Genomic DNA, 23,452 nt, shown 5'->3' on the forward strand with positions numbered 1-23,452 from the left:
CGAAATTGTTGAGTTGAGGAAAAAACAAATTGTCTAAGCAAGATTTGATTGAAATGGAAGGCACGGTTACAGAGTCCTTGCCCAATGCGATGTTTCGCGTTGACTTGGACAATGGATTTAACGTGCTAGCTCACATTTCCGGCAAGATTCGCCGCAACTATATCAAGATTTTGCCCGGCGATCGCGTCAAGGTAGAGTTAACTCCTTACGACTTGACCAAAGGCAGAATTACCTATCGCTTGCGTAAGAAGTAACTATATGTAGATGTAGAGAATTTTACCATAAAATCATCCTTTTGACTGTTTGCTAGTCAAATTAGTGGATTGTTTTCCCTAAAAATGCTATAATTTAATATTTGGAGTCAAAAAATAAAAGGCATGAAAGTTAGAGCCTCAGTCAAGAAAATTTGTGAAAAGTGTAGCGTGATCAAGCGTCGTGGTCGCGTCATGGTGATCTGCGTGAACCCCAAGCACAAACAACGTCAAGGATAACGCTCTTACAAACAGAGTGAGTTGTAACACGCATATCATCATTAACAACGAAAAAACGCGATTAATCACGTTTTTCCAACCAACAGTAATTGCGAAAACAATAGGGAGAGTTCATTGTGGCACGGATTGCCGGAGTAGACCTTCCACGCGATAAGCGCGTTGAAATCGGTCTAACTTATATCTACGGAATTGGTTTATCACGCGCTCAAGAAATTATAGCGGCTACTGGTGTGAATCCAGACACCCGTGTTAAGGACTTAAGTGATGCCGATGTGACAGCCCTGCGAGGCGAAATAGAAAGCAACTATCAAGTTGAAGGCGACTTGCGGCGTTTGGAGTCTTTGAACATCAAGCGCTTGGTTGACATTGGTACTTACAGAGGTCGTCGTCATCGCATGGGCTTACCAGTCAGAGGACAAAGAACTCGCACCAATGCCAGAACCCGTCGAGGCAGAAGGCAGACAGTGGCTGGTAAGAAGAAGGCTCCAGGGAAATAAATTTGCAACGCTTGCTAATCAGAGCAAGTTTTACCTTAAATCAACTAAACAAGTATGGCGAGACAACCAACTAAAAAATCCGGGAGCAAGAAGCAGAAACGGAACGTACCAAGTGGGATGGCCTACATCCAGTCTACTTTCAACAATAGCATTGTCACCATTACCGATCAAAATGGAGATGTCATCTCCTGGGCTAGTGCTGGTTCTAGCGGTTTTAAGGGAGCAAAAAAGGGAACTCCCTTTGCAGCGCAAACTGCTGCTGAAAGTGCAGCCCGTAGAGCTATAGATCAAGGAATGCGCCAAATTGAGGTAATGGTAAGTGGGCCAGGAGCAGGTAGAGAAACCGCTATCCGGGCACTTCAAGGAGCAGGACTGGAAATTACACTCATTCGGGATATTACCCCCATTCCTCACAATGGTTGTCGTCCACCCAAGCGCCGTCGAGTTTAAACACCAAGACTTGGGCATTGAGGACGAGAAGCTACAACCAAAGAAAGTAAAGTTACTTACAATGACCGCTTGGGCGGATAACGTGCAAACTGTCATTGGGTGAAAACTTGGGCGACCAAAAGCAAATCAGATTTTCCTGTAGGGAAAGTTGTTAAACTTCGGGAACCCAAAATATTATTAGCGCCTGAAAGCTCAATAGGAGCGTCAAACTATACCGTAATTTCATACTAGTAGTTTGATAGACCTATAACCTACAGGACATAAAGTCAATTCGGGAGGCAATTGATTTGTCTGCTAGCAGCACCTTAGAAAAAGGGAGGCTCATCCGTGGCGCAGTTTCAGATTGAATGTGTAGAGTCGAATACTGAAGAAAGTCGGAACCATTACAGTAAATTTGTTCTGGAACCTCTAGAACGCGGTCAAGGAACAACGGTTGGCAACGCACTGCGGCGGGTTTTACTGTCTAACCTAGAAGGTACAGCAGTTACAGCAGTGCGGATTGCAGGCGTTTCACACGAGTTTGCCACAGTTCCGGGCGTGCGGGAAGATGTACTGGAAATCCTCATGAAAATGAAGGAAGTTATCCTCAAAAACTATTCCTCGCAGCCTCAAATTGGTAGATTACTCGTTAGCGGCCCAGCAACAATTACTGCGGCACATTTTGATTTACCTAGTGAAGTAGAAGTTATCGATCCGACACAGTACGTTGCCACCATCGCTGAGGGTGGAAAACTGGAAATGGAATTTCGGATCGAGAAAGGTAAAGGCTATCGCACCGTAGAGAGAGGACGTGAGGAAGCCACATCGTTGGATTTTCTCCAAATCGACTCAATATTTATGCCAGTGCGAAAAGTCAACTACAGTGTTGAAGAATCTCGTGGGGAAGGCTTGATTCCAAAAGACCGACTACTGTTGGAAGTTTGGACAAATGGCAGTATTTCTCCTCAAGAAGCACTATCTTCGGCTGCTGGGATCTTGGTAGATTTATTCAACCCGTTGAAAGATATCTCCCTGGAACCAACAGACACAGGTTCAGATATTCCAGACGATCCAACTGCCCAGATACCAATCGAAGAGTTGCAACTTTCTGTGCGGGCATATAACTGTCTCAAACGAGCACAAGTTAACTCTGTGGCAGATTTGTTGGATTATACCCAAGAAGACCTCTTAGAAATTAAGAACTTTGGTCAGAAGTCAGCAGAAGAAGTCGTGGAAGCTTTGCAGCGACGCTTGGGCATCACCCTGCCAATGGAAAGAGGCTCTAAACACCCTTAAGAAAAACCGTTCATAACTCATAGTGCATAATTATGCGTCACCGTTGTCGCGTCAAAAAACTCAGTAAACCAGCCGATCAACGCCGTGCTTTACTGCGATCGCTCGCCACCGAGCTGATCCGTCATGGTAAGATCACCACCACTTTAATTAGAGCGAAAGTTCTAAGAAGTGAAGTGGAAAAAATGATTACTCTAGCCAAAAATGGCTCCTTATCAGCACGTCGGGAAGCCCTTGGCTATATCTTCGACAAACAACTGGTTCATGCTCTATTTGAGCAAGCTCCTACTCGATACGGCGATCGCCAGGGCGGTTATACCCGCATCCTGCACACCGTGCCGCGTCGGGGTGATAATGCAAAAATGGCAATAATTGAATTGGTTTAAGTCATTGGTCATTGGTTATTAGTCATTGGTCATTAGTCATTGGTCATTAGTGAATAACAAAGGACAACTGACAAAGGACAAATGACAAAAAACAAATGACAAAGGACAAAATCTGTATGTTAGAAAGCCACCAGCCTACACAAACTCATCGAGTAGCCTTGGTAATCCAATACCTGGGCACTCATTTTCATGGCTGGCAACGGCAAAAAAAACAGCGGACAGTCCAAGAAGAGATCGAAATTGCGATCGCTACTATTCTTGGGTATCATGTAACACTACATGGTGCTGGGCGAACTGATTCTGGAGTTCATGCTGCTGCTCAAGTAGCCCATTTTGAAGCTACAGGTTTAATTCCCCCTCACAAGTGGGCAACAATCCTCAACAGCTATCTGCCGCCAGATATATTAATCAGGGCTTCAGCTAGTGTAGATAACCGTTGGCACGCCCGCTTTAGTGCAGCCTATCGGCGATATCGCTACACAATATACACTGAAGATCGACTTAACTTGTTTGTAAGACCCTTCAGTTGGCATTATTATTATGCACCCCTGGATGAATCCTTAATCCAAGCTGCCCTGAAACCTCTTTTGGGAAAGCATCACTTAGCTGCTTTTCATCGTGCAGGCTCAAAGCGATCGCATTCCTGGGTAGAGGTGCAAGCAGCAGAGTGTCGTCGCAGTGGGCCATTTATCCATATTGAAATACAGGCAGATGGATTTTTGTATGGCATGGTACGGCTGTTGGTAGGGATGTTGGTACAAGTAGGTTCTGGACAACGGACACTTTCTAGCTTCACCGAACTCTGGAAAGAACAACGCCGGGAAGAAGTGAAACACGCCGCCCCGCCTCAAGGCTTGTGCTTGTTGCGAGTCGGCTATCCCGATTTTCCCTTTCCAAAAGAGATTTGGTACGACACCTTGCCAAAGCTCGTCACTAGTCAAGAGTCATTAGTCATTGGTCAGTAGAGACGCGATTAATCGCGTCTGTACAATGGTCATTAGTGAATAACAAAGGACAACTGACAAAGGACAAAAGACAATTGACTAATGACAAATTAAAAATGACAAAGGACAAATGACAAATGACAACAGTTAAAACATACCTTCCTTCTCAAGCAACCCTTGAGCGTGAGTGGTACATAGTAGATGCCACCGATAAACGTCTCGGTCGCCTCGCTAGTGAAATCGCTCAGGTATTGAGAGGCAAAAAGAAACCCGAATATACACCTCATCTAGATACAGGTGACTTCGTAATCGTCATTAATGCCGAAAAAGTAGCAGTCACAGGCAAAAAGCGCACTCAAAAGCTTTACCGCCGCCATTCTGGTCGTCCCGGTGGGATGAAAACCGAAACTTTCGCTAAACTGCAAGACCGCATACCAGAGCGAATTTTAGAACAAGCTGTTAAAGGTATGCTACCTAAAAATAGCCTTGGTAAGCAGTTGTTCACCAAGCTGAAGGTTTACGCTGGGCCTACGCATCCCCACGATGCTCAAAAACCTAAAGAACTAAAAGTTAATACAATTCCTGGAGAAGAAAATTAATGGTAGTAGCAGATGCTAATAGCGGTCGCGCCGTATACTGGGGTACTGGCCGTCGTAAGAACGCAGTAGCAAGGGTACGCTTGGTTCCAGGAACCGGTCAACTGATTGTGAACGGTAAAGATGGAAACTTGTATTTCCAATTCAACCCCAACTACCTGGGAGTGATTAAAGCACCCCTGGAAACTCTGGGACTAGAAAATGAATATGACATTTTGGTGAAAGCAGAAGGCGGCGGCTTGACCGGACAAGCTGATTCTGTTCGTTTGGGAGTTGCTCGTGCTTTGTGCCAACTCGACCCAGACAACCGCCCACCTTTGAAAACCGAAGGTTACTTGACTCGCGATCCGAGAGCAAAAGAGCGGAAAAAATATGGTTTACATAAAGCCCGGAAAGCACCTCAGTACTCTAAGCGTTAGAAATTGGGCATTGATGAAGAAGGTGATAGGTTACAGGGGACAGGTGATAGTTTTCTGTTACCTCTAACCTGTTCCCTTCTCCCTTCTTCTAGCTGCAATTGAACGCTAAAAGTTATAATTTATATAGATTCATCACAAAAAGAACAATGGCTAAAGCTGATATTCACCCCAAGTGGTATCCAGATGCTAAAGTTTACTGCAACGGTCAAGTTGTTATGACCATTGGCTCTACCAAGCCAGAATTGCACGTAGATGTTTGGTCTGGAAATCACCCATTTTACACCGGCACTCAGAAGATTATTGACACTGAGGGTCGAGTAGAGCGCTTCCTCCGCAAGTACGGTATGAGTAGCACTCAAACATCTGGCGAGGAACAAGACAAAAAGTAGCGATTTGGCTCTGCTGTTAACGACGGCCCTGCATCAGCTGGGTCGATTTTCATTTATATGCTCGAGCCAATTTGTTATTTTTTTAAGGAGCGATCGCACTCGTCATGGCTGAATCATACTTACTGGACAAACTAAAATCCGTTGAACAAACTTTTAATGAATTAACACGTCGTCTTGGCGACCCCGATACCGCTAGCAATCCTGATGAATATCAAGAAATTGCTAAGTCTCGTTCTTCTTTGGAAGAGGTAGTTAATACTTATGAAATTTGGAAAACAGCCCAAGAAGACTTAATCGGAGCGCGTCAGGTTTACAAAGAATCTGCAAGTGACCCAGAGTTGCAAGAAATGGCATCACTGGAAGTAAAAGAACTTGAAGAAAAAATAGAACATTTAGAGTCTCGCTTGAAAGTCTTACTGCTACCACGCGACCCCAATGATGAAAAGAATATCATGTTGGAAATTCGTGCTGGTACTGGTGGCGATGAAGCAAGCATTTGGGCTGGTGATTTGATGCAGATGTACACCCGCTATGCCCAGACTCAAGGTTGGAAAGTTTCTCTAGTAAGCGAATCTCGCGGAGAAATGGGTGGCTGGAAAGAGGTCATTCTCGAAATTAAAGGTAATGATGTTTACAGCCAGCTAAAGTTTGAAGCTGGAGTGCATCGTGTGCAGCGCGTGCCGGCAACTGAGTCTGGAGGACGGGTTCATACTTCCACAGCTACCGTAGCGATTATGCCAGAGGTCGATGATGTGGAAATTCACATTGACCCGAAAGATATTGAAATGACTACAGCTCGTTCTGGTGGTGCTGGTGGACAAAACGTCAACAAGGTGGAAACAGCCGTTGACTTGATGCACAAACCAACGGGAATACGTATTTTCTGTACAGAAGAACGCAGTCAGTTGCAAAACAAAGAACGGGCTATGCAAATTCTGCGGGCGAAGTTGTATGACATTAAATTAAGCGAACAACAAGCAGCTGTTACTTCCATGCGGCGATCGCAGGTTGGTACTGGATCACGATCGGAAAAAATTCGCACCTATAATTATAAAGATAACCGCGCTACCGATCATCGGTTAGGTCAGAATTATTCTCTTACTCCTGTTTTGGATGGTGATTTAGAGACACTTATTCAGTCTTGTATATCTCTAGACCAGCAAGAACGTCTGGCGGAGTTAGCGACTTCTGCCGCTAACTAATTTTTGCTGTTAAATATTATGTAAAACCACTTGTTGTTCTGTTGTTTTTAACAGACACAGGTGGTTTTCTAATATCGTGCCGAGTGCATCTTCTATTTCACTGGGATAATGGTAATAGGCAAATTCGTACTTCATAACGTAATTTAGCTTCGCCCATTCCTTTAAGGTTTGACAGGTATAAATTAATTTCTCTACTTCCTTTTGCCAACGCGCAAAAATCCGGTAGCTAAAAAAGCTGCTACATATATTGCCTTTTAAATCCCAGTAAGAAATACACACTTGATGCTTCAGAAGGTGGATTTTTTTGATTTGCTTAACCTCGTAGCCTTTAACTTTTAAAGCTTTTTTGGTTTCTGCGTCAGAAATGTTCCACTGTTCTGGTTTAATTTTATTAGTGGCTATAAGGTTTTTACCTTTGCGGCGATATTGGTTAATTTTGCGTGGCTTGCGAAACATGATGCACCTTCGATATTATTTCTTCGCAGTAAAGTCTAACTACTAGCTGAAGTGCTGTAGCAAACTAAGTTTTTTGAGTTGGTTAAAGATAGATAGGTTAGTCTACTAGCTTGATGCCTGTAGTTGTCGATTTACAACCAGAGATATAGTTTAGTACTAAAACACAAGGCTGTCAATATAAAAGTAAACTTGTAATATTGAAAGTAAACTTGTAAATACAGTTGGCTAGCTATATAAGCAGTGAAGATCGAAAGCAAACAAAAACTGATTGAAATCATTAAACTAGCTCGCGGTTCAATGAGTCAGCGAGCATTTGGTAAGCTTTTGGGGGTATCTGCTACTGCTGTTCAGATGTGGGAAAAAGGTGTGAAGGTTCCAGATACAGAAAATTTGGCTCGAATCGCATCGAAAGCAGGCTACACAATGGAAGAGTTAATTAGCTGCATTGATGGCAAGCCAATTCCAGAAACCTCAGATTTGAGTCTGATTCTTAGACAAATCCAGCACATGCCTTTGGCTCAAGTGGCTCAGATCGTCCAAGCTGCGGCAGAGAGATTGGCGGCTGTAGCTGAAGCATCCGGGGATGAGGCGAAGGCTAGTTGAATATTAAAATAATTCGTAATTCGTAATTCGTAATTAAGTTTTTTTAACTAGCTTGTGATCTTTTGCTGTCAAGATTCAACTCTATGGACAAACCTTCTTTGTATGACCAAGATTTCTATGGCTGGACACAGCAGCAGGCTAAAGCGTTAGAGCAGAGGCTAGTTATGGAACTAGACTGGCAACACCTGCAAGAGGAAATTCAAGCTTTGGGGAGACAGGAGTATCGGGAACTCGTGAGTCCTCTGAGTGTATTACTCGGTCATCTCTTTAAGTGGGAGTATCAACCCGAACAACGCTCTCGCAGTTGGTTTTTAACAATTCGAGAACAGCGTCGCGCCATCCACAGACATTTGCGACAGAACCCCAGCTTAAAGTCTCGAATCAAAGAAGCTTTGTTAGATGGCTTTGAAGCGGGAGTCGATTTGGCGCTACAAGAAACTAACTTACCATTACGAACTTTTCCAGAGCATTGCCCGTATTTATTTGATGATGCGATCGCAGACAATTTTCTGTGCGATACTCGTCAAGACTGGGAAGGATAATTACTACCATTTTTATGACGCTCATTTGTTATTTGGAGACACCTTAAGTAGAACGAGGTCAAAAAAATTATATACTTATAAGTCTTACTTCAAGTTAGTTAGATATAGTTATATCTATGAAAGAAGTAATAGAAAATGTAAAACAAACTATAGCACAAAAACAAATACTTTGGGTTTATCCAATTGCACTGAAATTACAAAAATATCACTATAGTTTGGCAATTCAATGGGCAATAGAATGCATACAAATATATTCATCTGAGATTGAATCGGACAAACTCTCCCAGCTTAATAAATATATTCAGCAAGCTTTGTCAGAGCAAAATTTTTTAACTCCTTTACAGTGTAATGAAATTGGTCGAGAAATATGGTATTTGCCTGAAAGGGAAGATGTTCAAACTGCAATAGCTCGACTATGGTGGTCTATCGCAGCTTTTAAAGTTGGAGAAGAGCATGTTGGAATAATGGAAGCCATATCGACTGTCGAATTAGTATTACCTGATATATCCGATCATCGTCTATTAGATCGATACTTAGAAGCTGCTGTAATAATTTTTGAAGAATACGAATCACAAAACTAGGCGCGTGAGTAGTAAAATCGCATTGATTCACCTGGCATCGCTAATTTTGGTTGAGTTAAAGGTTCTGATATAAATACGTAATGGCTGCACAAACTAAGTCCGTCTGCGTGGACTCCAGCAAGTTGAAACCCATCTCTGTGGGTTTTGTCTGTATAGCTGCGATTTCTAATTGCCAGTAATAGGGTATTCTACTGGCAGTTAAGGAATAAATGGTTTTAAAATAGTGCAATCTTAAAATATTTAGGGGTGCAGCTATGTCGCTACGCAATGAGCCTTTAGATTGGCAACTTGAAATGAATAATCCTTATATACCAGTTTATCACCAAGGCAATTTGGTGGGATTTTTTAAACCAGATTATGCCAATGAAATTATTAAAATTTTAAATGAAGAAGAAGTTTTAAAGAAAGCCCTAAAAATGGCTTGCACTGATTTAATTAAAAAAATCGGCGGCGATACCAGGAAAGTCAATTTTTTAATGGAAAAATATGTAAAAACTAGTGAGCGTCCAAAGCATGGAACTAGAGCGATCGCAGTTTTACTTTATGATAGGCAAAAAGAACTCGACTTGAGTAATCAGGAGTTTGCTAAATTCTGTGACACCTTTAAATTATCTCCCACTGAACTGAATAATATTTATGCTGGAGAAGCATTTGATGATACTTTATTAGCGCCCTTATCACGTATATTAGGAATGGCAAAAGAGCAATTGCTAAAAGTGCGGGATGGTTCGGAAGAATCAAGCAATACATGAAGAGCAAATAAAAATCTTCAAGTGATATAAAATTGTGAAAACAGACATTATCTTTTATAGGCTGTTTCAAGAGTTTCCTGATATCTTCTTTGAACTTATTGGTAATCCTCCAGAATCAGCTAGCCTTTATCAATTTTCATCAGTTGAAATCAAACAAACAGCCTTCAGAATCGATGGTGTGTTTCTACCGACACCAGGAAGCGAGAACCCGATTTACTTTGTTGAAGTGCAATTTCAAGCTGATGGGGAAATTTATTCGCGGCTAATTGCAGAAATATGTTTATACCTCCGTCAGAATCAACCATCAAATGACTGGGGTGCTGTGGTTTTATACCCAAAGAGGAATGTAGATACAGGAGATATCAAACATTACCGTGAGTTTTTTACAAGTGGGCGCGTCAGGCGCATTTATTTGGATGAATTAGGTGAAGGTGCATCGCTTCCAATTGGCATTGCAACTGCTAAATTAGTAATTGCAACCGACGATATAGCAATCGCTAAAGCAAGGGAGTTGATAGACAGAACCAAGTCAGAGATAAACTCACCATCAAAACAGCAGCAATTATTACAATTTATAGAGACTATTTTGGCTTACAAATTTCCCACAATGAGTAGGGAGGAGATGGAGGAAATGTTTGGATTAAACGAGTTAAAGCAAACCAGATTTTATCAGGAAGCCTTTCAGGAAGGAGTTGAACAAGGTATTGAAGAAGGTGAGATTAGAGGTGAGCTTAAAGGGAAACTAAAAGCAGTACCAGCAATGTTGGCAGCAGGGTTGACTGTAGAACAAGTAGCAAAAGCGTTAGATTTGAGTGTCGAAGAAGTTAGACAAGTAACACAAAGCCAGCCTTGAGATAGATGTGGTAAATTTTATCCGTGGCTCAAGCCAAATTTGGTTTGCGGCTTCCAAACTTTCTCACGACGAATTTATAGTTAATTTTTGTTAATATTAGAGGCGGTGTTAGTACTTCGTCCTCAACCACCCACTCCCTACCTGAGAGAAACTTAATGCTGCGACTAGAACATATAAGTAAAATTTATCCCACAGGCGAAGTTCTCAAAGATATCAACTGGGAAGTTAAACCAGGCGATCGCATTGGCTTAGTCGGTGTCAACGGTGCTGGAAAATCTACCCAACTCAAAATCATCTCTGGGGAAATTGAACCCACCGCAGGCGAAATTATCCGTCCTAATAGCTTACACATAGCTTACCTCAACCAAGAGTTTGAAGTAGACCCCACCCGCACCGTTAGAGAAGAATTTTGGACTGTCTTCAAAGAAGCTAATGAAGTACAGTTGTCTCTGGCGCACATACCACAAGAGATGGAAACGGCTAACCCAGACGAACTGGATCGGCTGATCGACAAGTTGGATCGCTTGCAGCGCAAATTTGAAGCCTTGGATGGCTATAACTTAGATGCACGCATCGGAAAAATCTTACCAGAGATGGGGTTTGGGCTAGAAGATGGCGATCGCCTCGTCAGTGCCTTCAGTGGTGGTTGGCAAATGCGGATGAGTTTAGGTAAAATTCTGCTGCAAAAACCCGACTTGTTGCTGCTGGATGAACCGACTAACCACCTAGATTTAGAAACCATTGAGTGGTTGGAAAATTACCTCAGAGGGCTGATTACGCCTATGGTAATAGTCTCCCATGACCGGGAGTTCCTTGACCGCCTCTGCACCCAAATTGTGGAAACTGAACGTGGTGTTTCCAGTACTTACCTTGGTAACTACTCGGCATATTTGGAACAAAAAGCCGAAAGCCAATCAGCACAACTGAGTGCTTACGAACGTCAGCAAAAAGAATTAGAGAAACAGCAAACCTTTGTTGATAGATTCCGCGCCAGTGCTACCCGCAGTACCCAGGCAAAAAGCCGGGAAAAGCAACTCGACAAAATTGAGCGCATTGAAGCACCTATTGCTGGGGTAAGAACTCTCCACTTCCGTTTTCCGCCTGCACCCCGCAGTGGACGCGAGGTAGTGGATATTAAAGATTTAACTCATCTTTATGGTGATAAAATCTTATTTTTGGCAGCAAATCTGCTAATTGAAAGAGGCGATCGCATTGCTTTTCTTGGCCCCAACGGTGCTGGAAAATCTACACTTCTGCGCGTAATTATGGGTATGGAACCACCCACAGAAGGTAGCGTTCAATTAGGCGATCATAATGTTATCCCCGGTTACTTTGAACAAAATCAAGCTGAAGCTTTAGACTTGAAGAAAACTGTCATGGAAACTATCCATGATGAAGTTCCAGACTGGGATAATCAAGAAGTCCGCACGCTTTTGGGACGCTTCTTATTCACTGGTGATACTGTATTTAAGGCAGTTGGGGCATTAAGTGGAGGAGAAAAAGCTCGTTTGGCGTTGGCAAAAATGCTCTTACGTCCCGCGAACTTACTAATTCTAGATGAGCCGACAAACCACCTAGATATTCCAGCGAAAGAAATGCTGGAAGAAGCGCTGAAAAACTATGATGGTACGGCAATTGTAGTTTCTCACGATCGCTACTTTATTTCTCAAGTAGCTAACAAAATCGTCGAAATTCGTGATGGTGAATTCCGGGTTTACTTAGGAGATTATCATTACTATCTACAGAAAATTGCCGAAGAAAAAGAACAAGCAAAGTTAGCTACGATCGCTGCCGAAAAAGCTGCTAAAAAAGCTGCAAAAGCTTCTACCAAAAAGAAATAAGAGATTGAATACGGACTTAGTAGTAGTGCTAAAATGCTACTACTAAGTAATCACTTATTATTAGCGCTCAACAAAATTACAGAAAAATCGCTAAAGTTTAAAAAATATTTCAAAAAACGTGTAAGTCTTTCATAAAAGAAATTAATAAGCAAAAATTCACTTGCGACGTGGATTAGCAATGGTATCATTCGGGTATTACAAAAAGTAAAGGGCAATTTTACTATGACCAAAGCACCTGTTGCTCCTGTGGTGCTAGTCATTTTAGACGGATGGGGCTACTGCGAGGAAAAGCGAGGAAACGCTATTGTTGCTGCTAAAACTCCCATTGTGGACAGTTTATGGGCAGCTTACCCGCATACCCTCATCCGCACATCAGGAAAAGCCGTAGGGTTGCCAGAGGGTCAAATGGGCAACTCGGAAGTTGGTCATTTGAACATTGGTGCTGGGCGAGTGGTACCGCAAGAACTTGTACGCATCTCCGATGCAGTCGAAGACGGTTCTATTGCCTTAAACCCAGCACTTGTCAAAATTTGCCAGGAAGTTCGTTCTCGGAATAGCAAGCTACATCTAGTCGGGCTTTGTTCTGAGGGAGGGGTACATTCGCATATCACCCATCTATTCGGACTACTTGACTTAGCCAAAAACCAGCAAATTCCAGAAGTTTGTATCCACGCCATCACCGATGGTCGTGACACCGCCCCAACAGAAGGGGTAAAAGCAATCACACTGCTGCAAGATTATATAGACCGCACAGGAATTGGACGCATAGTCACCCTCAGCGGTCGCTACTACGCGATGGATCGTGATCACCGATGGGATCGGGTCAAACGCGCCTACGACGTGATGACCCAAGATGGTACAGGTGATAATCGCACGGCTGTGGAAATCTTGCAAGCATCTTACGCCGAAGGGGTAAAAGATGAATTTATCAACCCCATCCGAATTGCACCCGGCGCAATAGAACCAGGGGATGGGGTGATATTTTTCAACTTCCGCCCCGATCGCTCCAGACAACTGACTCAAGCTTTGGTCAGTCCCACTTTTAACGGTTTTGAAAGACAGCAAATCACACCGCTGTCTTTTGTCACGTTTACACAGTATGATTCAGATTTACCAGTGGCTGTAGCCTTTGAGCCGCAGAATCTCAGTAATATTCTGGGAGAAGTAATAGCTAATCATGGTCTGAATCAGTTCCGCACCGCCGAAACAGAAAAATACGCCCACGTCACCTATTTCTTTAATGGGGGTCTGGAGGAACCTTTTGCTGGAGAAGATCGGGAATTAGTAAGCAGCCCAATGGTAGCTACTTACGATCACGCCCCAGCGATGTCAGCAGTAGCAGTTACAGATGTTGCGATCGCTGCGATTCAAAAGGGTATATATTCCCTAGTTGTAATTAACTATGCTAACCCAGACATGGTAGGGCATACTGGTCAAATCGAAGCTACCATTACAGCAATTGAAACAGTTGATCGCTGTTTAGGTCGCTTGTTAGAGAGCGTTATCAAAGCCGGTGGGACAACAATTATTACTGCCGATCATGGCAACGCTGAGTATATGCTAGATGATGGGGGTAATCCCTGGACAGCCCACACCACTAACCCAGTCCCCTTTATATTGGTAGAAGGTGAGAAAGTCAAAATCCCTGGATATGGTACAAATGTCGAACTGCGAAGCGATGGTAAGCTATCCGACATTGCCCCCACAATTCTAGAGATTTTACAGCTGCCTCAACCACCAGAGATGACAGGGCGATCGCTGCTGAAAACAGCAGATTATGAACTGCAACGCACTCGCACCCCTGTGCAAGTAGGGCTGTAAAAGAGTCCTGAGTGCTGAGTCCTGAGTTAGGAGTTCGCTAAAAACTCCTAACTTTTGAATTCTGAATTCTGTTTTTTGAAAAATTGTTATAAATGAGATTCCTACCATGACAGCTACTAATATCGTGCAAGGCATTTGGGCATTTTCCGCCACTGGTTTGATTATCTTAGTTTTACTACATAGCCCTAAAGGTGATGGCATTGGAGCCATTGGTGGACAAGCCCAGCTATTTAGCAGTACCAAAAGTGCAGAAAACACCTTAAATCGAATTACTTGGGCATTGACAGTAATTTTCCTCGGTTTAACAGTGGTTTTAAGTGCTGGTTGGCTGCCTAAATAAGGATAGGTCAATGGGTAAAAAAACCCAACACCAAATACTTAACATCCTAATAAATTTAATCTCACAACGGTTAATTACAGCTCTTGCCTTATTTATTGGCACAGGGCTGTTTATCGTTTGTATTAATCTTCATTCGAGTTATGGGTTTACAATAATACCAAAATATGTGTATTCCGGCTCAGTAATCTCTCTCTCCACCTCACCCATCCCAAAACCCCATTCCTTACCGCCCACACTCGCAAAGTGGCAAGATAGCACTAACAGTGGTGACTACTTTTCACAAGTCACAACAACCCAAGTTGGTTATTTAGTCTGGTCACAATTTCCCATTCGAGTTTACGTAGAACCACCAAAATCCGTTAACGAAAAACAAGCTCAAGTATGGGTTAATGGTGTCTTGCAGGGTGTAAAGGAATGGAGCAATTATTTGCCTTTGACAATAGTAGAACAGCCAGAAATTGCTAATATTACCATTGTGCAAAAAGCGCCACCTCTACAAATTTCGCCTGGTAGTAATATACCCCGTGCGCGCTCGGCACAAACTACTTACGAGTTATACACCACCAACAAAGTTTTATCCCACCGCTTCACTATTTTGCTAAGTCCCAGTCAAACAGGTGAGTATCTCATTGCAGCTACCCGCCACGAATTTGGTCATGCACTGGGAATTTGGGGCCATAGTCCGCTACAAACTGATGCCCTATATTTTTCTCAAGTTCGTAACCCGTTGCCTATTTCTTCCAGAGATGTCAATACTCTAAAACGGATTTATGAACAGCCAACTAGTTTGGGCTGGTCTTTAGGGGATAATTCTAAGATTAATTGATCAATCTCACTTGCGTGGTAAGAGAATTCTTAGTCAGGTATCTGTATTCATAAGTCACAAATTATTCTATGACTCGAATATTAGTAAATGCTGCCTCAATACGGTTCAGTTAAGGGCTACTGACAAAAATTTTGGGTTTTTGAGACGCGATAAATCGCCGTCTCTACAAGTGTTTTGGTCTTATCTGAACTGTATTGAATGCTGCCTAACATACTTGCCCGATCGCATTGATTGCCATCTCATAATTTACAGTGCGATCGCACTTCTTCCCTTTCCCTAAGCTCTACGACTTAGCGGTAGAGGTCGTTGGGCTAAAACTTCTTTATAAAGTTCTTCCAGCAGAGTAATATTTTTACTGAGGGTATAGCGGTCTAATACACGCTGTCTGGCTTTTTGCCCAAGTAAAGTTGTTAACTCTGGATGGTCTTGCAATACTGGCAAGAGGGTTTTTAACTGCGATCGCGCAGTTTTAGTACTAATAACTACACCTGCGCCCTTTTCTAATACTTCTCCATCTGCACCCACATCTGTTGCTAAACAAGCCAACCCACATGACATTCCCTCTAACAGAGATAGAGACAAACCCTCTACTAATGAAGGTAGAACAAATACATCTGCGCCCCGCAAAATTTCGATCCGTCGGTCTTCATCAGCAACAAATCCCAACCAGATAATGCCGTATTCTGAACCATAAAACGGCTCTAAGGAAGACTTTAAAGGGCCATCGCCAACAATTAGCAACTTCGTACCAGGCCCCATTGCCGACTGCTTCCAAGCGCGGAGTAGGGCTTCGACATTTTTCTCTGGTGCTATTCGACCTTGGTAAACAAACAAGCGATCGGCTTTAAATTCTGCTTTGATTTGAGAAAATCCTGGAGAATACTTAACGGTATCAACACCATTGGGAATTACAGCAATATTTTCTTCCCTTACACCCATCCCTGCCAATAATTCTCGCTGAATTTGGGAAAATACAATCACGCGATCGTAGTTAACTAAAAAAGGTGCATAAAGCTGATAAGCCAAAAGTTGTGTTCCCGATATCAGCTTTGCCCCCTTGCCAGCAAACGGTGTGTGAAAAGTGGCAACTAGGGGTAATCTCAGTTCCTCACAGATTTCCGGTAGAAAAAAGTCTAGGGGAGATAATGTTAAGGAAGCATGGACTACATCTGGCTTTATTTCTCGCAGTGAATCGGTTAAAACTTTGGTTGCTTTAAAAGTAGGAATTGTATAAACCTGAGACTTGTAAATAAAAGGGAGCGAAACCTCTCGAAGATTTGGCCAATTATCAGGTTCAGACTCTTCCTGTGCGAAGTGAAGAAAGCTAACTTGATGTCCTCTATCTAGCAAAGAATTTGTAATTTCTCGACTGTAAGTGACATTGCCGCAAAAGGGTGATTTTTTTCCAATCCAGGCTATACGCATTCTTTATTTGGCTGTAAGAAAAGCGGGTTTGAGCTATTAATTGTGTGCCCTTTGTGATTTTTATTTTATCTAGCTATACTTGCTGGTTTTTATTTATTAAAAATTGCCACCACATTGTAGTTTAAAAAGCATATTTGAAAGCTGATTAAACTCGTGGATTGATGGCTTTATTTATCTTACGTATAAGTTGTTAATTACTGATACTTAAACAACTTATTCTGACTAATGTCAGATTGATATCCCACAAGTATATGATAAATTTTCACTGACCACAGTTTAGCATGAACACAAAAGCTTTAAGGAAATTAGTAATTACTTCAAGGTAATGAATAATAAGTCCTCTTAGCTGATAACTACTTACGTGAGTTATACCAGGTTAATATACCTCCTGAAAAGACGATCGCTGCTAATCCCAAAAAAACTGCCTGTAATCCCAAAAAGGTTTCTGCGACACCAGCTAAAGCTAACGGTAAGGAAAGGGCAATATTAATTACATTGTTTTGCAAGCCAAATACTTTACCACGCATTTCTGGAGGTGTTTCTGTTTGAATTGCGGTTTGCATGGGAATTCCGACTAGGGCTCCAAAGATACCTAATAGCGCCACCAGTAACAGGACTAGCCACAGTTGAGTTGTAAAGATTGATAGACCAATCAGGGATGCTGCCATACCCATACAACCACAAAGACTTAGTTGGGTATAGGAAAAGCGTTGACCAAATTGACCGAGAATTGTTGCTCCCGCAGCGATGCCAACACCACCAGCTGCTAGTAAAAAGCCGAACTGGGAAGCTTTCATATTGGGAATTATTTCTGCCATCCGAACAGCTAGAACAGTTAATGCTGCAAAGACAGAAAACAAGATAATTAACTGAAGCAAAGCATTACGGACGCGATGATTTGCTTTGAGGTAGGCAAAACCATCTCGCAAATCAGAGAATACGTGAGGGAATTCTGTATCAGGGTGATGGTGTTTTTCCTTAGTTGCTAGGAGGAATAAAATTAGTCCAGCGATCGCATAACTACCACCAACTAAAAGTTCTTTGCCCAAACTACCGCTACCACCAATTTGCGACCAAAGTCCATCTGCGATCGCTAATAATGGTTCCCCAACAGCAAACCCAACAATCACCGATGCCATCATCGTTGTCGTATAAAGCGAATTAGCTGAGAGTAAATGCTGTTCTTCTACCACTAAGGGAATTGCTGCCTGTTCCGCCGGTGCAAAAAACTGTGTCAGTGTGGAAACTAGAAAAGTCACACCCAGAATGATCAAAAAACCTACTGGCATGACTCCTATGGGTTTCCAGCCATGAGTCAACCACAGCAGGAAGGGAATTGACAAAACCAGGATGCCGCGCCAAATATTCGTTGCCACCAGCACAGCCTTTTTTGACCAGCGATCGACAAACACGCCAGCAACGGAACCAAACAATACGGCTGGAATCGTAAAAGCCATCATCAATACTGACACCCAACCACTAATACTCTGATTACTAGCCTGAAACTGAGTATTAATCAAAGCAATCATCAGCACCAAATAAACTTTATCTGCTAGTTGGGAGAAAACTTGACCGCCCCAAAGAGCCAGAAAATTAGGGTTTTTTAATACAGGCAAAAACCCCTGCTGTGTTACATTCCCGGAAACAGCTTCTCCACCTGAACCAGATCCATCTAATTTGGGTGATTCTGTTTCTGGGGTAGTAGCTACTGGCAAACTCTGCCCGTTGCTATTTGCCTCAGCAGTAGTTAATTTGTCCTCAGATTGTATTTCTGGAACATCAGTTTTTGGGATCTGGGCTGTCCAACTTTGATCGTTTTTAGAAACGTCTTTTGGGGACATTTCTTGGCTATTGATTTGACTAGGTGTACACTTTGAAACGGCACTCAAGTGATTCTTGACGTTAGGATCTGATATCCTATTCTGTTTTTTAACGAGGCTTGGTGACAAAGGCAGGATTTTTTTATCCAAATCAGATGGTTGCATCATGGTTGGCAGCAAAATAAGAATCGATCAAGGTAGCAGAGCGAATAGGGCGACCTAATTGATACTGAGCATACTGGCGCAAAATCTGCTCAACAGATAACCAGTTATGGTCTCTAGCACCATCAATTTGCATTATCTCTGGTTGTGACAGATGTTGAAGCAAAGCCAGTTCCATAGCACCCAGACGACTAGAAATCAAAGGTATTTCTTGCCGATGCACAACAACTGTTTGGGCATGGGGCATGGGTAATGGGGTACTTGTACTGAGCGCAGTCGTTGGCGCAGCCTCTCGTAGAGAAGTATGGGGAATGGGGTATTGGTTATTAATCTCCCCCTCTCCCTGTGTTCGTAAACGTTTCCAAGTTTCTAAGCAAATCGTTCCACCCGTAGGAACGCTAAATCCTATCTGCCAGTTGGGGTCTGTAAAGTCTGGCTTGAGGGAGCGCCCAGATAAGCAGCATACTTGCACTTGCGGCGTTACTCCTGCTAAGGCTAAAAGGTGAAACACCCCATGAGCCAGATGAGCCAAAACACCAGATGCATTTGTACTAGACAATGCTTCTAACCGATGGAGATGTTCATTGAACAACTCATAAAGTTCTTCTTGGGGTTGTTCGCTCAAAGCTTGAGAGAGGACTATTTCTGCTAAATATTGGCTAGCAGCCAATTTTCCCAAATCTTTAGCTAAACCAGGATAAGTTTTTAACGTCTGTGCTTGAGTAATTTTATCAAGCGATCGCCCTTTCGCGATCAATAGTTCATTCACAACAAACATACCACTCCTGCCGCCCAAGCTGGAGTTGTGCTTACGTGCCCCTGGAGCCACTGCTCGAATCAGACCGAATTCTGGTGTCAAAATGGTCACTATTTTATCTGATTCTCCCAGCACCTGAGTTTTAAGATTAATTCCGGTTGCTTTGTAGGTTCTACTCATTAGTCATTAGTCATTAGCCAATCAATTTTGGATTTTGGATTTTAGATTAACGCCATACCTAAAAGTAGGGACTTACAAAAGGAATGCAAGGATTTTAGATTTTTCCATAGTTGAAACTAGCTGCTCTGAAACCAGGTTTAAATTTTGAATCCTTCAATCCTTCAATCCAAAATCTAAAATTGGTCATTGGGTTAAGACAAAGGGCATAGATGTGCCCGCAGTTTTTCGCAGGTTAGGAAGATAAACAAATGACTATTCACCCTTCCCCAGATTATCGCGCTGGCGGATCAAATCGATACCGCGAGATGTGCCTAATCTAGTAGCACCCGCTACGATTAAGTCTAGAGCTTGATTAATAGTGCGGATACCACCCGCAGCTTTAATTCCCACCCTCTCTTTTGCCAATTCCTGCAAAAATCGCACATCTGCCACTGTTGCACCGCCATTCCAACCTGTACTAGTTTTTAAGAAAGCCGCCCCCGCCTCCATAGCTATTTCAGCAGCTATTTTTTTCTCCGCATCTGTCAACAGATTGGTTTCCAAAATTACCTTGACAGTTTGCCCAGTCTCTTCACAAATTTCGGCAATTTCCCGGTGGACTTCTTCAGTTTTACCAGCTTTCAACCAGCCCAAGTTCATGACCACATCCAATTCAGTGGCTCCATTATCCGCCGCTTCTTGAGCTTCATAGAGTTTCACTGCTGAAGTTGTCGCACCAGAGGGAAAGCCAATCACAGTACACACTTTGGGATTCTTGCCGTGGAGGAGTTCGACAGCTTGTTTGACATAGGTGGGGTACAAGCAAACTGCCGCAAAATTGAATCTATATGCTTCTTCACACCACTGCTGAACCTGCTCTGGAGTAGCCGTTGGGGTTAACAGGGCGTGATCAATAAATGGCGCAATATCAATATCTGGATAGTCTGCTGCCATCGTGTCTTCTGCCAGTAATTGATTATTAAACTTTATAAAAAATTAAAACATTTCTTATATATATATTAAACCATATTTATTACGAGTTTATCCTGAAAACAAGCTACTAACTTATTTTGGATGTTGGTTCTGTAGATGTTGCGGAATTAGTATAAGTGTTTAAGTTGACATTATTCTTGGTAAGGTTAGAAATATTAACAGCATTTTTTACACCAATTCCTAAGAAGTTAGTAATAGTTTTAGCTAACGCATTGGATGCCAAATATGGTACGCCATTACCAATAGTCTTAAACATATTTGTCAGCGAGATATTCTCTGGAAGTACAAAATTTGCAGGTAAAGATTGGATAGCTAAAGCTTCCGCCACAGATATTCGGCGGATTTTATAGGGATGCAAATGTACTTCATTATTTCCATAACAAGCTGTCGGAGAGTAACGCCATCTGTGAAGACGCTTGAAAGACTTTTTAGAATCATCTCCTTCATCAATAGCAGCAAATCTTGTGATACCTGCCCTTGGTTTAAAACAGTTTTCAGTATTAGGATGCTTCAAGACATTATTTTTTCTAAACCAGTATTCAACTGTTAATTCTTGAGGGATGCCATCAGGACAAAGCATGATGGAATTTTCTTGGAATGGATCGCACTTCTGCCAAGGGTAAGCAAAAACCTCTTTTTTAGGATATAAAATATGATTTTCCCAAGGAAAATCCTTCTCGTTAAGTAACTTTTTACTACCGACTTTTATTCCTATATCTTTGATAAAATTATTTCGGAAACCAATGAGAATAATTCTTTCTCTATCCTGGGGTACACCATATTCGATAGCATTAATTAACCGCTCTGTTAAGATGTAGCCTGCTTCTAGTAGTTGTTGCTTGAGCGATTCAAAAAATAAACGGTGCTTTGTTGTTCTCCACAACCCCTTAACGTTCTCAAATAAAAAGAAATCTGGAAGATTGCAGCAAATTAATTCAACATAAGAAGCGGAAAGCTTGCCATTATCTCCCAAACGTCCTCTATTTTTCCCGCCAATAGAAAAATCAGGACAGGGAGGGCCACCAATGAAGCCCACAATATTATGAGATTTGCGGCAGTCTTGTACTAACTCGCAAAGGTGTTGTGCTTGTAAACCTTCGTGAAGTTGGCCTACATCTCCTCTTTCTCCGTGATGATACCCGTATTCTGGCAATGGGAGATTGAGAATCTGCCGTGAATAGCGGTATGCTGCCATAAATGGTGAAAACATTTCATTGACGTAAACAATATTAAAACCGCTAGTTTCAAAACCTAAATCTAGGAATCCCGAACCAGCAAAAAAGGAGAAAATACAAGGGCGATTGCTCATTCAATAACTAAATATTGTGAAACAGTCTTAATTAATATCAGAATACTTAGGGTTTATACTTACGTACCAATCAAAAGTTAAAAATTTGAAGGCTGCTTAAATAGTAAAAAAATTCATAATTACTCTAAGTATTTAATATCTAAGTTTACTCAATCTTTAAGGAAAATCCCTGACAGAAAAAGAGTCTGAAGTCACAATTAAATATAAGAGTTTCCAAGCTCTAAAGAATGTTGAAGACAAATATTTGTCATTCAACAAAAAACCGGGGTACTTCAGACTAACTTTTATGCGAATTTTAATTTACTCTTACAACTACTATCCAGAGCCAATTGGTATTGCCCCACTGATGACTGAATTAGCAGAGGGACTAGTGAAGCGTGGGCATCAAGTACGCGTAGTCACCGCTATGCCCAACTACCCTGAGCGTCAAATTTACCAGGAATATCGGGGCAAGTGGTATCTCAATGAATACAAAAATGGCGTTCAGATCCAACGCAGCTACGTTTGGATTCGTCCCCAACCCAACCTATTAGATCGGGTGTTACTAGATGCTAGTTTCGTTGTCACTAGTTTTGTACCTGCCCTCTTTGGTTGGCGGCCAGACGTGATTCTCTCAACATCGCCATCTTTGCCAAGCTGTGTGCCAGTTGCTCTTTTAGGATGGTTACGTGCTTGTCCTGTGATCTTAAATTTACAAGATATATTACCAGAAGCAGCCATTCACGTTGGTCTACTGAAAAATAAATGGCTTATAAAGTTATTTACAGTATTGGAAAAATTTGCTTACCACACTGCCAGTAAAATTAGCGTAATTGCCGATGGTTTTGTGGACAATTTGCGATCCAAGGGCGTAAAAGCTGACAAAATTGTGCAAATTCCTAACTGGGTTGATATAAATTTTATCCGCCCTTTGCCTCAAGAAAATAACCCTTTCCGCGAAGCACATAACCTGAATGGTAAATTTGTAGCACTTTATTCTGGTAACATTGCCCTAACCCAAGGTTTAGAGAGCGTCGTCAAAGCTGCTTCTATGTTGCGCCATATCCCAGATATTGTTTTTGTGATCGTCGGAGAGGCAAAAGGTTTACAGCGATTGCAACAGGAATGTCTAGACTGCGGTGCAGATAATGTTTTGCTACTGCCGTTTCAACCCCGCAAAGATTTGCCACAAATGTTGGCAGCTGCCGATGTTGGCTTAGTGGTGCAAAAGAAAAATGTTGTATCCTTCAATATGCCATCAAAAATTCAAGTGCTACTTGCCAGTGGGGCGGCCTTAGTTGCCTCTGTACCTGAGAATGGTACAGCAGCAAGAGCAATCAGGCAAAGTGGCGGTGGAGTTATCGTTCCTCCAGAAGATCCCCAAGCTTTAGCAATGGCAATTTTAGACTTGTACCAAAACCCGGAAAAAGTCAACACTCTGGGTTATAAAAGTCGCAAATATGCCGTTGAAAACTATGCTTTTGAACAAGCTTTAAATCAGTATGAGTCATTGTGTTACTCATTGATCGCAGAGCGTGGAACAATTCAGTCCAACAGAGTTACGAAACAAGAAGTTTAATCTATAGC

27 protein-coding genes are annotated in these 23,452 nt (G+C 42.2%); 21 read left to right on the forward strand and 6 right to left on the reverse strand.

What is annotated here, in order from left to right; translation table 11 throughout:
* Positions 1-29: 29 nt before the first annotated feature.
* The 11 genes from infA to prfA all read left to right on the forward strand — a co-directional run bounded on the left by infA (position 30) and on the right by prfA (position 6,646).
* The gene (gene infA / locus H6G86_RS18480; RefSeq protein WP_006276978.1) at positions 30-254 is read left to right on the forward strand and encodes a translation initiation factor IF-1; all 225 of its coding nucleotides are present in this window, start codon (positions 30-32) and stop codon (positions 252-254) included.
* Positions 255-377: 123 nt separating this feature from the next.
* Positions 378-491 carry a 50S ribosomal protein L36 gene (gene rpmJ / locus H6G86_RS18485; RefSeq protein ID WP_012410705.1) on the forward strand — a complete coding sequence of 38 codons (114 nt, stop codon included), beginning with the start codon at positions 378-380 and terminating at the stop codon, positions 489-491.
* Between the two features lie 116 nt (positions 492-607).
* On the forward strand, positions 608-988 hold the full coding sequence (gene rpsM / locus H6G86_RS18490) for a 30S ribosomal protein S13 (protein WP_012410704.1): 381 nt from the start codon (positions 608-610) through the stop codon (positions 986-988).
* Positions 989-1,042: 54 nt separating this feature from the next.
* Complete coding sequence (gene rpsK / locus H6G86_RS18495) at positions 1,043-1,438, forward strand: 30S ribosomal protein S11 (RefSeq protein ID WP_012410703.1); 396 nt, start codon at positions 1,043-1,045, stop codon at positions 1,436-1,438.
* Positions 1,439-1,765: 327 nt separating this feature from the next.
* Complete coding sequence (locus tag H6G86_RS18500) at positions 1,766-2,713, forward strand: DNA-directed RNA polymerase subunit alpha (protein WP_190935521.1); 948 nt, start codon at positions 1,766-1,768, stop codon at positions 2,711-2,713.
* A gap of 32 nt (positions 2,714-2,745) precedes the next feature.
* The gene (gene rplQ / locus H6G86_RS18505) at positions 2,746-3,096 is read left to right on the forward strand and encodes a 50S ribosomal protein L17 (RefSeq protein ID WP_118167591.1); all 351 of its coding nucleotides are present in this window, start codon (positions 2,746-2,748) and stop codon (positions 3,094-3,096) included.
* Between the two features lie 116 nt (positions 3,097-3,212).
* Entirely contained in the window at positions 3,213-4,061 is an 849-nt protein-coding gene (truA, locus tag H6G86_RS18510; protein WP_190935561.1) for a tRNA pseudouridine(38-40) synthase TruA, read from the forward strand.
* 116 nt (positions 4,062-4,177) lie between these two features.
* Positions 4,178-4,639: a 50S ribosomal protein L13 gene (gene rplM, locus H6G86_RS18515; RefSeq protein WP_114081992.1), complete on the forward strand. Its 462-nt coding sequence runs from the start codon at positions 4,178-4,180 to the stop codon at positions 4,637-4,639.
* Entirely contained in the window at positions 4,639-5,055 is a 417-nt protein-coding gene (rpsI, locus tag H6G86_RS18520; RefSeq protein WP_190935522.1) for a 30S ribosomal protein S9, read from the forward strand. The genes rplM and rpsI overlap by 1 nt, the downstream gene beginning before the upstream one ends.
* Positions 5,056-5,201: 146 nt before the next feature.
* Positions 5,202-5,444 carry a 50S ribosomal protein L31 gene (gene rpmE, locus H6G86_RS18525; RefSeq protein ID WP_190935523.1) on the forward strand — a complete coding sequence of 81 codons (243 nt, stop codon included), beginning with the start codon at positions 5,202-5,204 and terminating at the stop codon, positions 5,442-5,444.
* A 104-nt stretch (positions 5,445-5,548) separates the two neighbouring features.
* Positions 5,549-6,646, forward strand: a complete 1,098-nt coding sequence (gene prfA / locus H6G86_RS18530; RefSeq protein ID WP_163927947.1) for a peptide chain release factor 1 — start codon at positions 5,549-5,551, stop codon at positions 6,644-6,646.
* A gap of 9 nt (positions 6,647-6,655) precedes the next feature.
* Here the strand turns inward: prfA and H6G86_RS18535 are convergent, their stop codons facing one another.
* Positions 6,656-7,102, reverse strand: a complete 447-nt coding sequence (locus tag H6G86_RS18535; RefSeq protein ID WP_190935524.1) for a hypothetical protein — start codon at positions 7,100-7,102, stop codon at positions 6,656-6,658.
* Positions 7,103-7,342: 240 nt separating this feature from the next.
* Here H6G86_RS18535 and H6G86_RS18540 point away from each other — a divergent pair, with 240 nt between their 5' ends.
* The 9 genes from H6G86_RS18540 (at position 7,343) to H6G86_RS18580 (ending at position 15,261) form a co-directional block, all read left to right on the forward strand.
* Complete coding sequence (locus H6G86_RS18540; protein ID WP_094328443.1) at positions 7,343-7,705, forward strand: helix-turn-helix domain-containing protein; 363 nt, start codon at positions 7,343-7,345, stop codon at positions 7,703-7,705.
* Between the two features lie 83 nt (positions 7,706-7,788).
* Positions 7,789-8,247, forward strand: coding sequence for a DUF29 domain-containing protein (locus tag H6G86_RS18545; protein ID WP_190935525.1), 459 nt, complete (start codon positions 7,789-7,791; stop codon positions 8,245-8,247).
* Between the two features lie 116 nt (positions 8,248-8,363).
* Positions 8,364-8,828, forward strand: a complete 465-nt coding sequence (locus H6G86_RS18550) for a hypothetical protein (protein ID WP_190935526.1) — start codon at positions 8,364-8,366, stop codon at positions 8,826-8,828.
* 254 nt (positions 8,829-9,082) lie between these two features.
* On the forward strand, positions 9,083-9,580 hold the full coding sequence (locus tag H6G86_RS18555; protein WP_190935527.1) for a hypothetical protein: 498 nt from the start codon (positions 9,083-9,085) through the stop codon (positions 9,578-9,580).
* A 34-nt stretch (positions 9,581-9,614) separates the two neighbouring features.
* Positions 9,615-10,433 (forward strand): Rpn family recombination-promoting nuclease/putative transposase, encoded by an 819-nt coding sequence (locus tag H6G86_RS18560; protein WP_190935528.1) that lies wholly within the window; start codon positions 9,615-9,617, stop codon positions 10,431-10,433.
* Positions 10,434-10,588: 155 nt separating this feature from the next.
* Positions 10,589-12,274, forward strand: a complete 1,686-nt coding sequence (locus H6G86_RS18565) for an ABC-F family ATP-binding cassette domain-containing protein (RefSeq protein ID WP_190935529.1) — start codon at positions 10,589-10,591, stop codon at positions 12,272-12,274.
* Between the two features lie 222 nt (positions 12,275-12,496).
* Positions 12,497-14,095 (forward strand): 2,3-bisphosphoglycerate-independent phosphoglycerate mutase, encoded by a 1,599-nt coding sequence (gene gpmI, locus H6G86_RS18570; protein WP_190935530.1) that lies wholly within the window; start codon positions 12,497-12,499, stop codon positions 14,093-14,095.
* 106 nt (positions 14,096-14,201) lie between these two features.
* Positions 14,202-14,435, forward strand: coding sequence for a preprotein translocase subunit SecG (gene secG, locus H6G86_RS18575; RefSeq protein ID WP_012410686.1), 234 nt, complete (start codon positions 14,202-14,204; stop codon positions 14,433-14,435).
* A gap of 10 nt (positions 14,436-14,445) precedes the next feature.
* Positions 14,446-15,261, forward strand: coding sequence for a peptidase (locus tag H6G86_RS18580; RefSeq protein WP_190935531.1), 816 nt, complete (start codon positions 14,446-14,448; stop codon positions 15,259-15,261).
* 276 nt (positions 15,262-15,537) lie between these two features.
* On the opposite strand, the gene H6G86_RS18585 is transcribed toward H6G86_RS18580, so the two are convergent.
* From H6G86_RS18585 to dcm, 5 genes are all read right to left on the reverse strand, one after another.
* The gene (locus H6G86_RS18585; protein ID WP_190935532.1) at positions 15,538-16,686 is read right to left on the reverse strand and encodes a glycosyltransferase family 4 protein; all 1,149 of its coding nucleotides are present in this window, start codon (positions 16,684-16,686) and stop codon (positions 15,538-15,540) included.
* Between the two features lie 353 nt (positions 16,687-17,039).
* Positions 17,040-18,671: an MFS transporter gene (locus H6G86_RS18590; RefSeq protein ID WP_190935562.1), complete on the reverse strand. Its 1,632-nt coding sequence runs from the start codon at positions 18,669-18,671 to the stop codon at positions 17,040-17,042.
* The gene (gene recO, locus H6G86_RS18595) at positions 18,658-19,605 is read right to left on the reverse strand and encodes a DNA repair protein RecO (protein ID WP_190935533.1); all 948 of its coding nucleotides are present in this window, start codon (positions 19,603-19,605) and stop codon (positions 18,658-18,660) included. The genes H6G86_RS18590 and recO overlap by 14 nt, the downstream gene beginning before the upstream one ends.
* A gap of 252 nt (positions 19,606-19,857) precedes the next feature.
* Positions 19,858-20,538: a deoxyribose-phosphate aldolase gene (gene deoC / locus H6G86_RS18600; protein WP_114085010.1), complete on the reverse strand. Its 681-nt coding sequence runs from the start codon at positions 20,536-20,538 to the stop codon at positions 19,858-19,860.
* Between the two features lie 106 nt (positions 20,539-20,644).
* The gene (dcm, locus tag H6G86_RS18605) at positions 20,645-21,886 is read right to left on the reverse strand and encodes a DNA cytosine methyltransferase (protein ID WP_190935534.1); all 1,242 of its coding nucleotides are present in this window, start codon (positions 21,884-21,886) and stop codon (positions 20,645-20,647) included.
* Positions 21,887-22,172: 286 nt separating this feature from the next.
* On the opposite strand from dcm, the gene H6G86_RS18610 reads away from it, so the two are divergent.
* Positions 22,173-23,444: a glycosyltransferase family 4 protein gene (locus H6G86_RS18610; protein WP_190935535.1), complete on the forward strand. Its 1,272-nt coding sequence runs from the start codon at positions 22,173-22,175 to the stop codon at positions 23,442-23,444.
* Positions 23,445-23,452: the final 8 nt, after the last annotated feature.

The organism is Nostoc sp. FACHB-133, from assembly GCF_014698055.1.
GTDB lineage: Bacteria > Cyanobacteriota > Cyanobacteriia > Cyanobacteriales > Nostocaceae > Nostoc.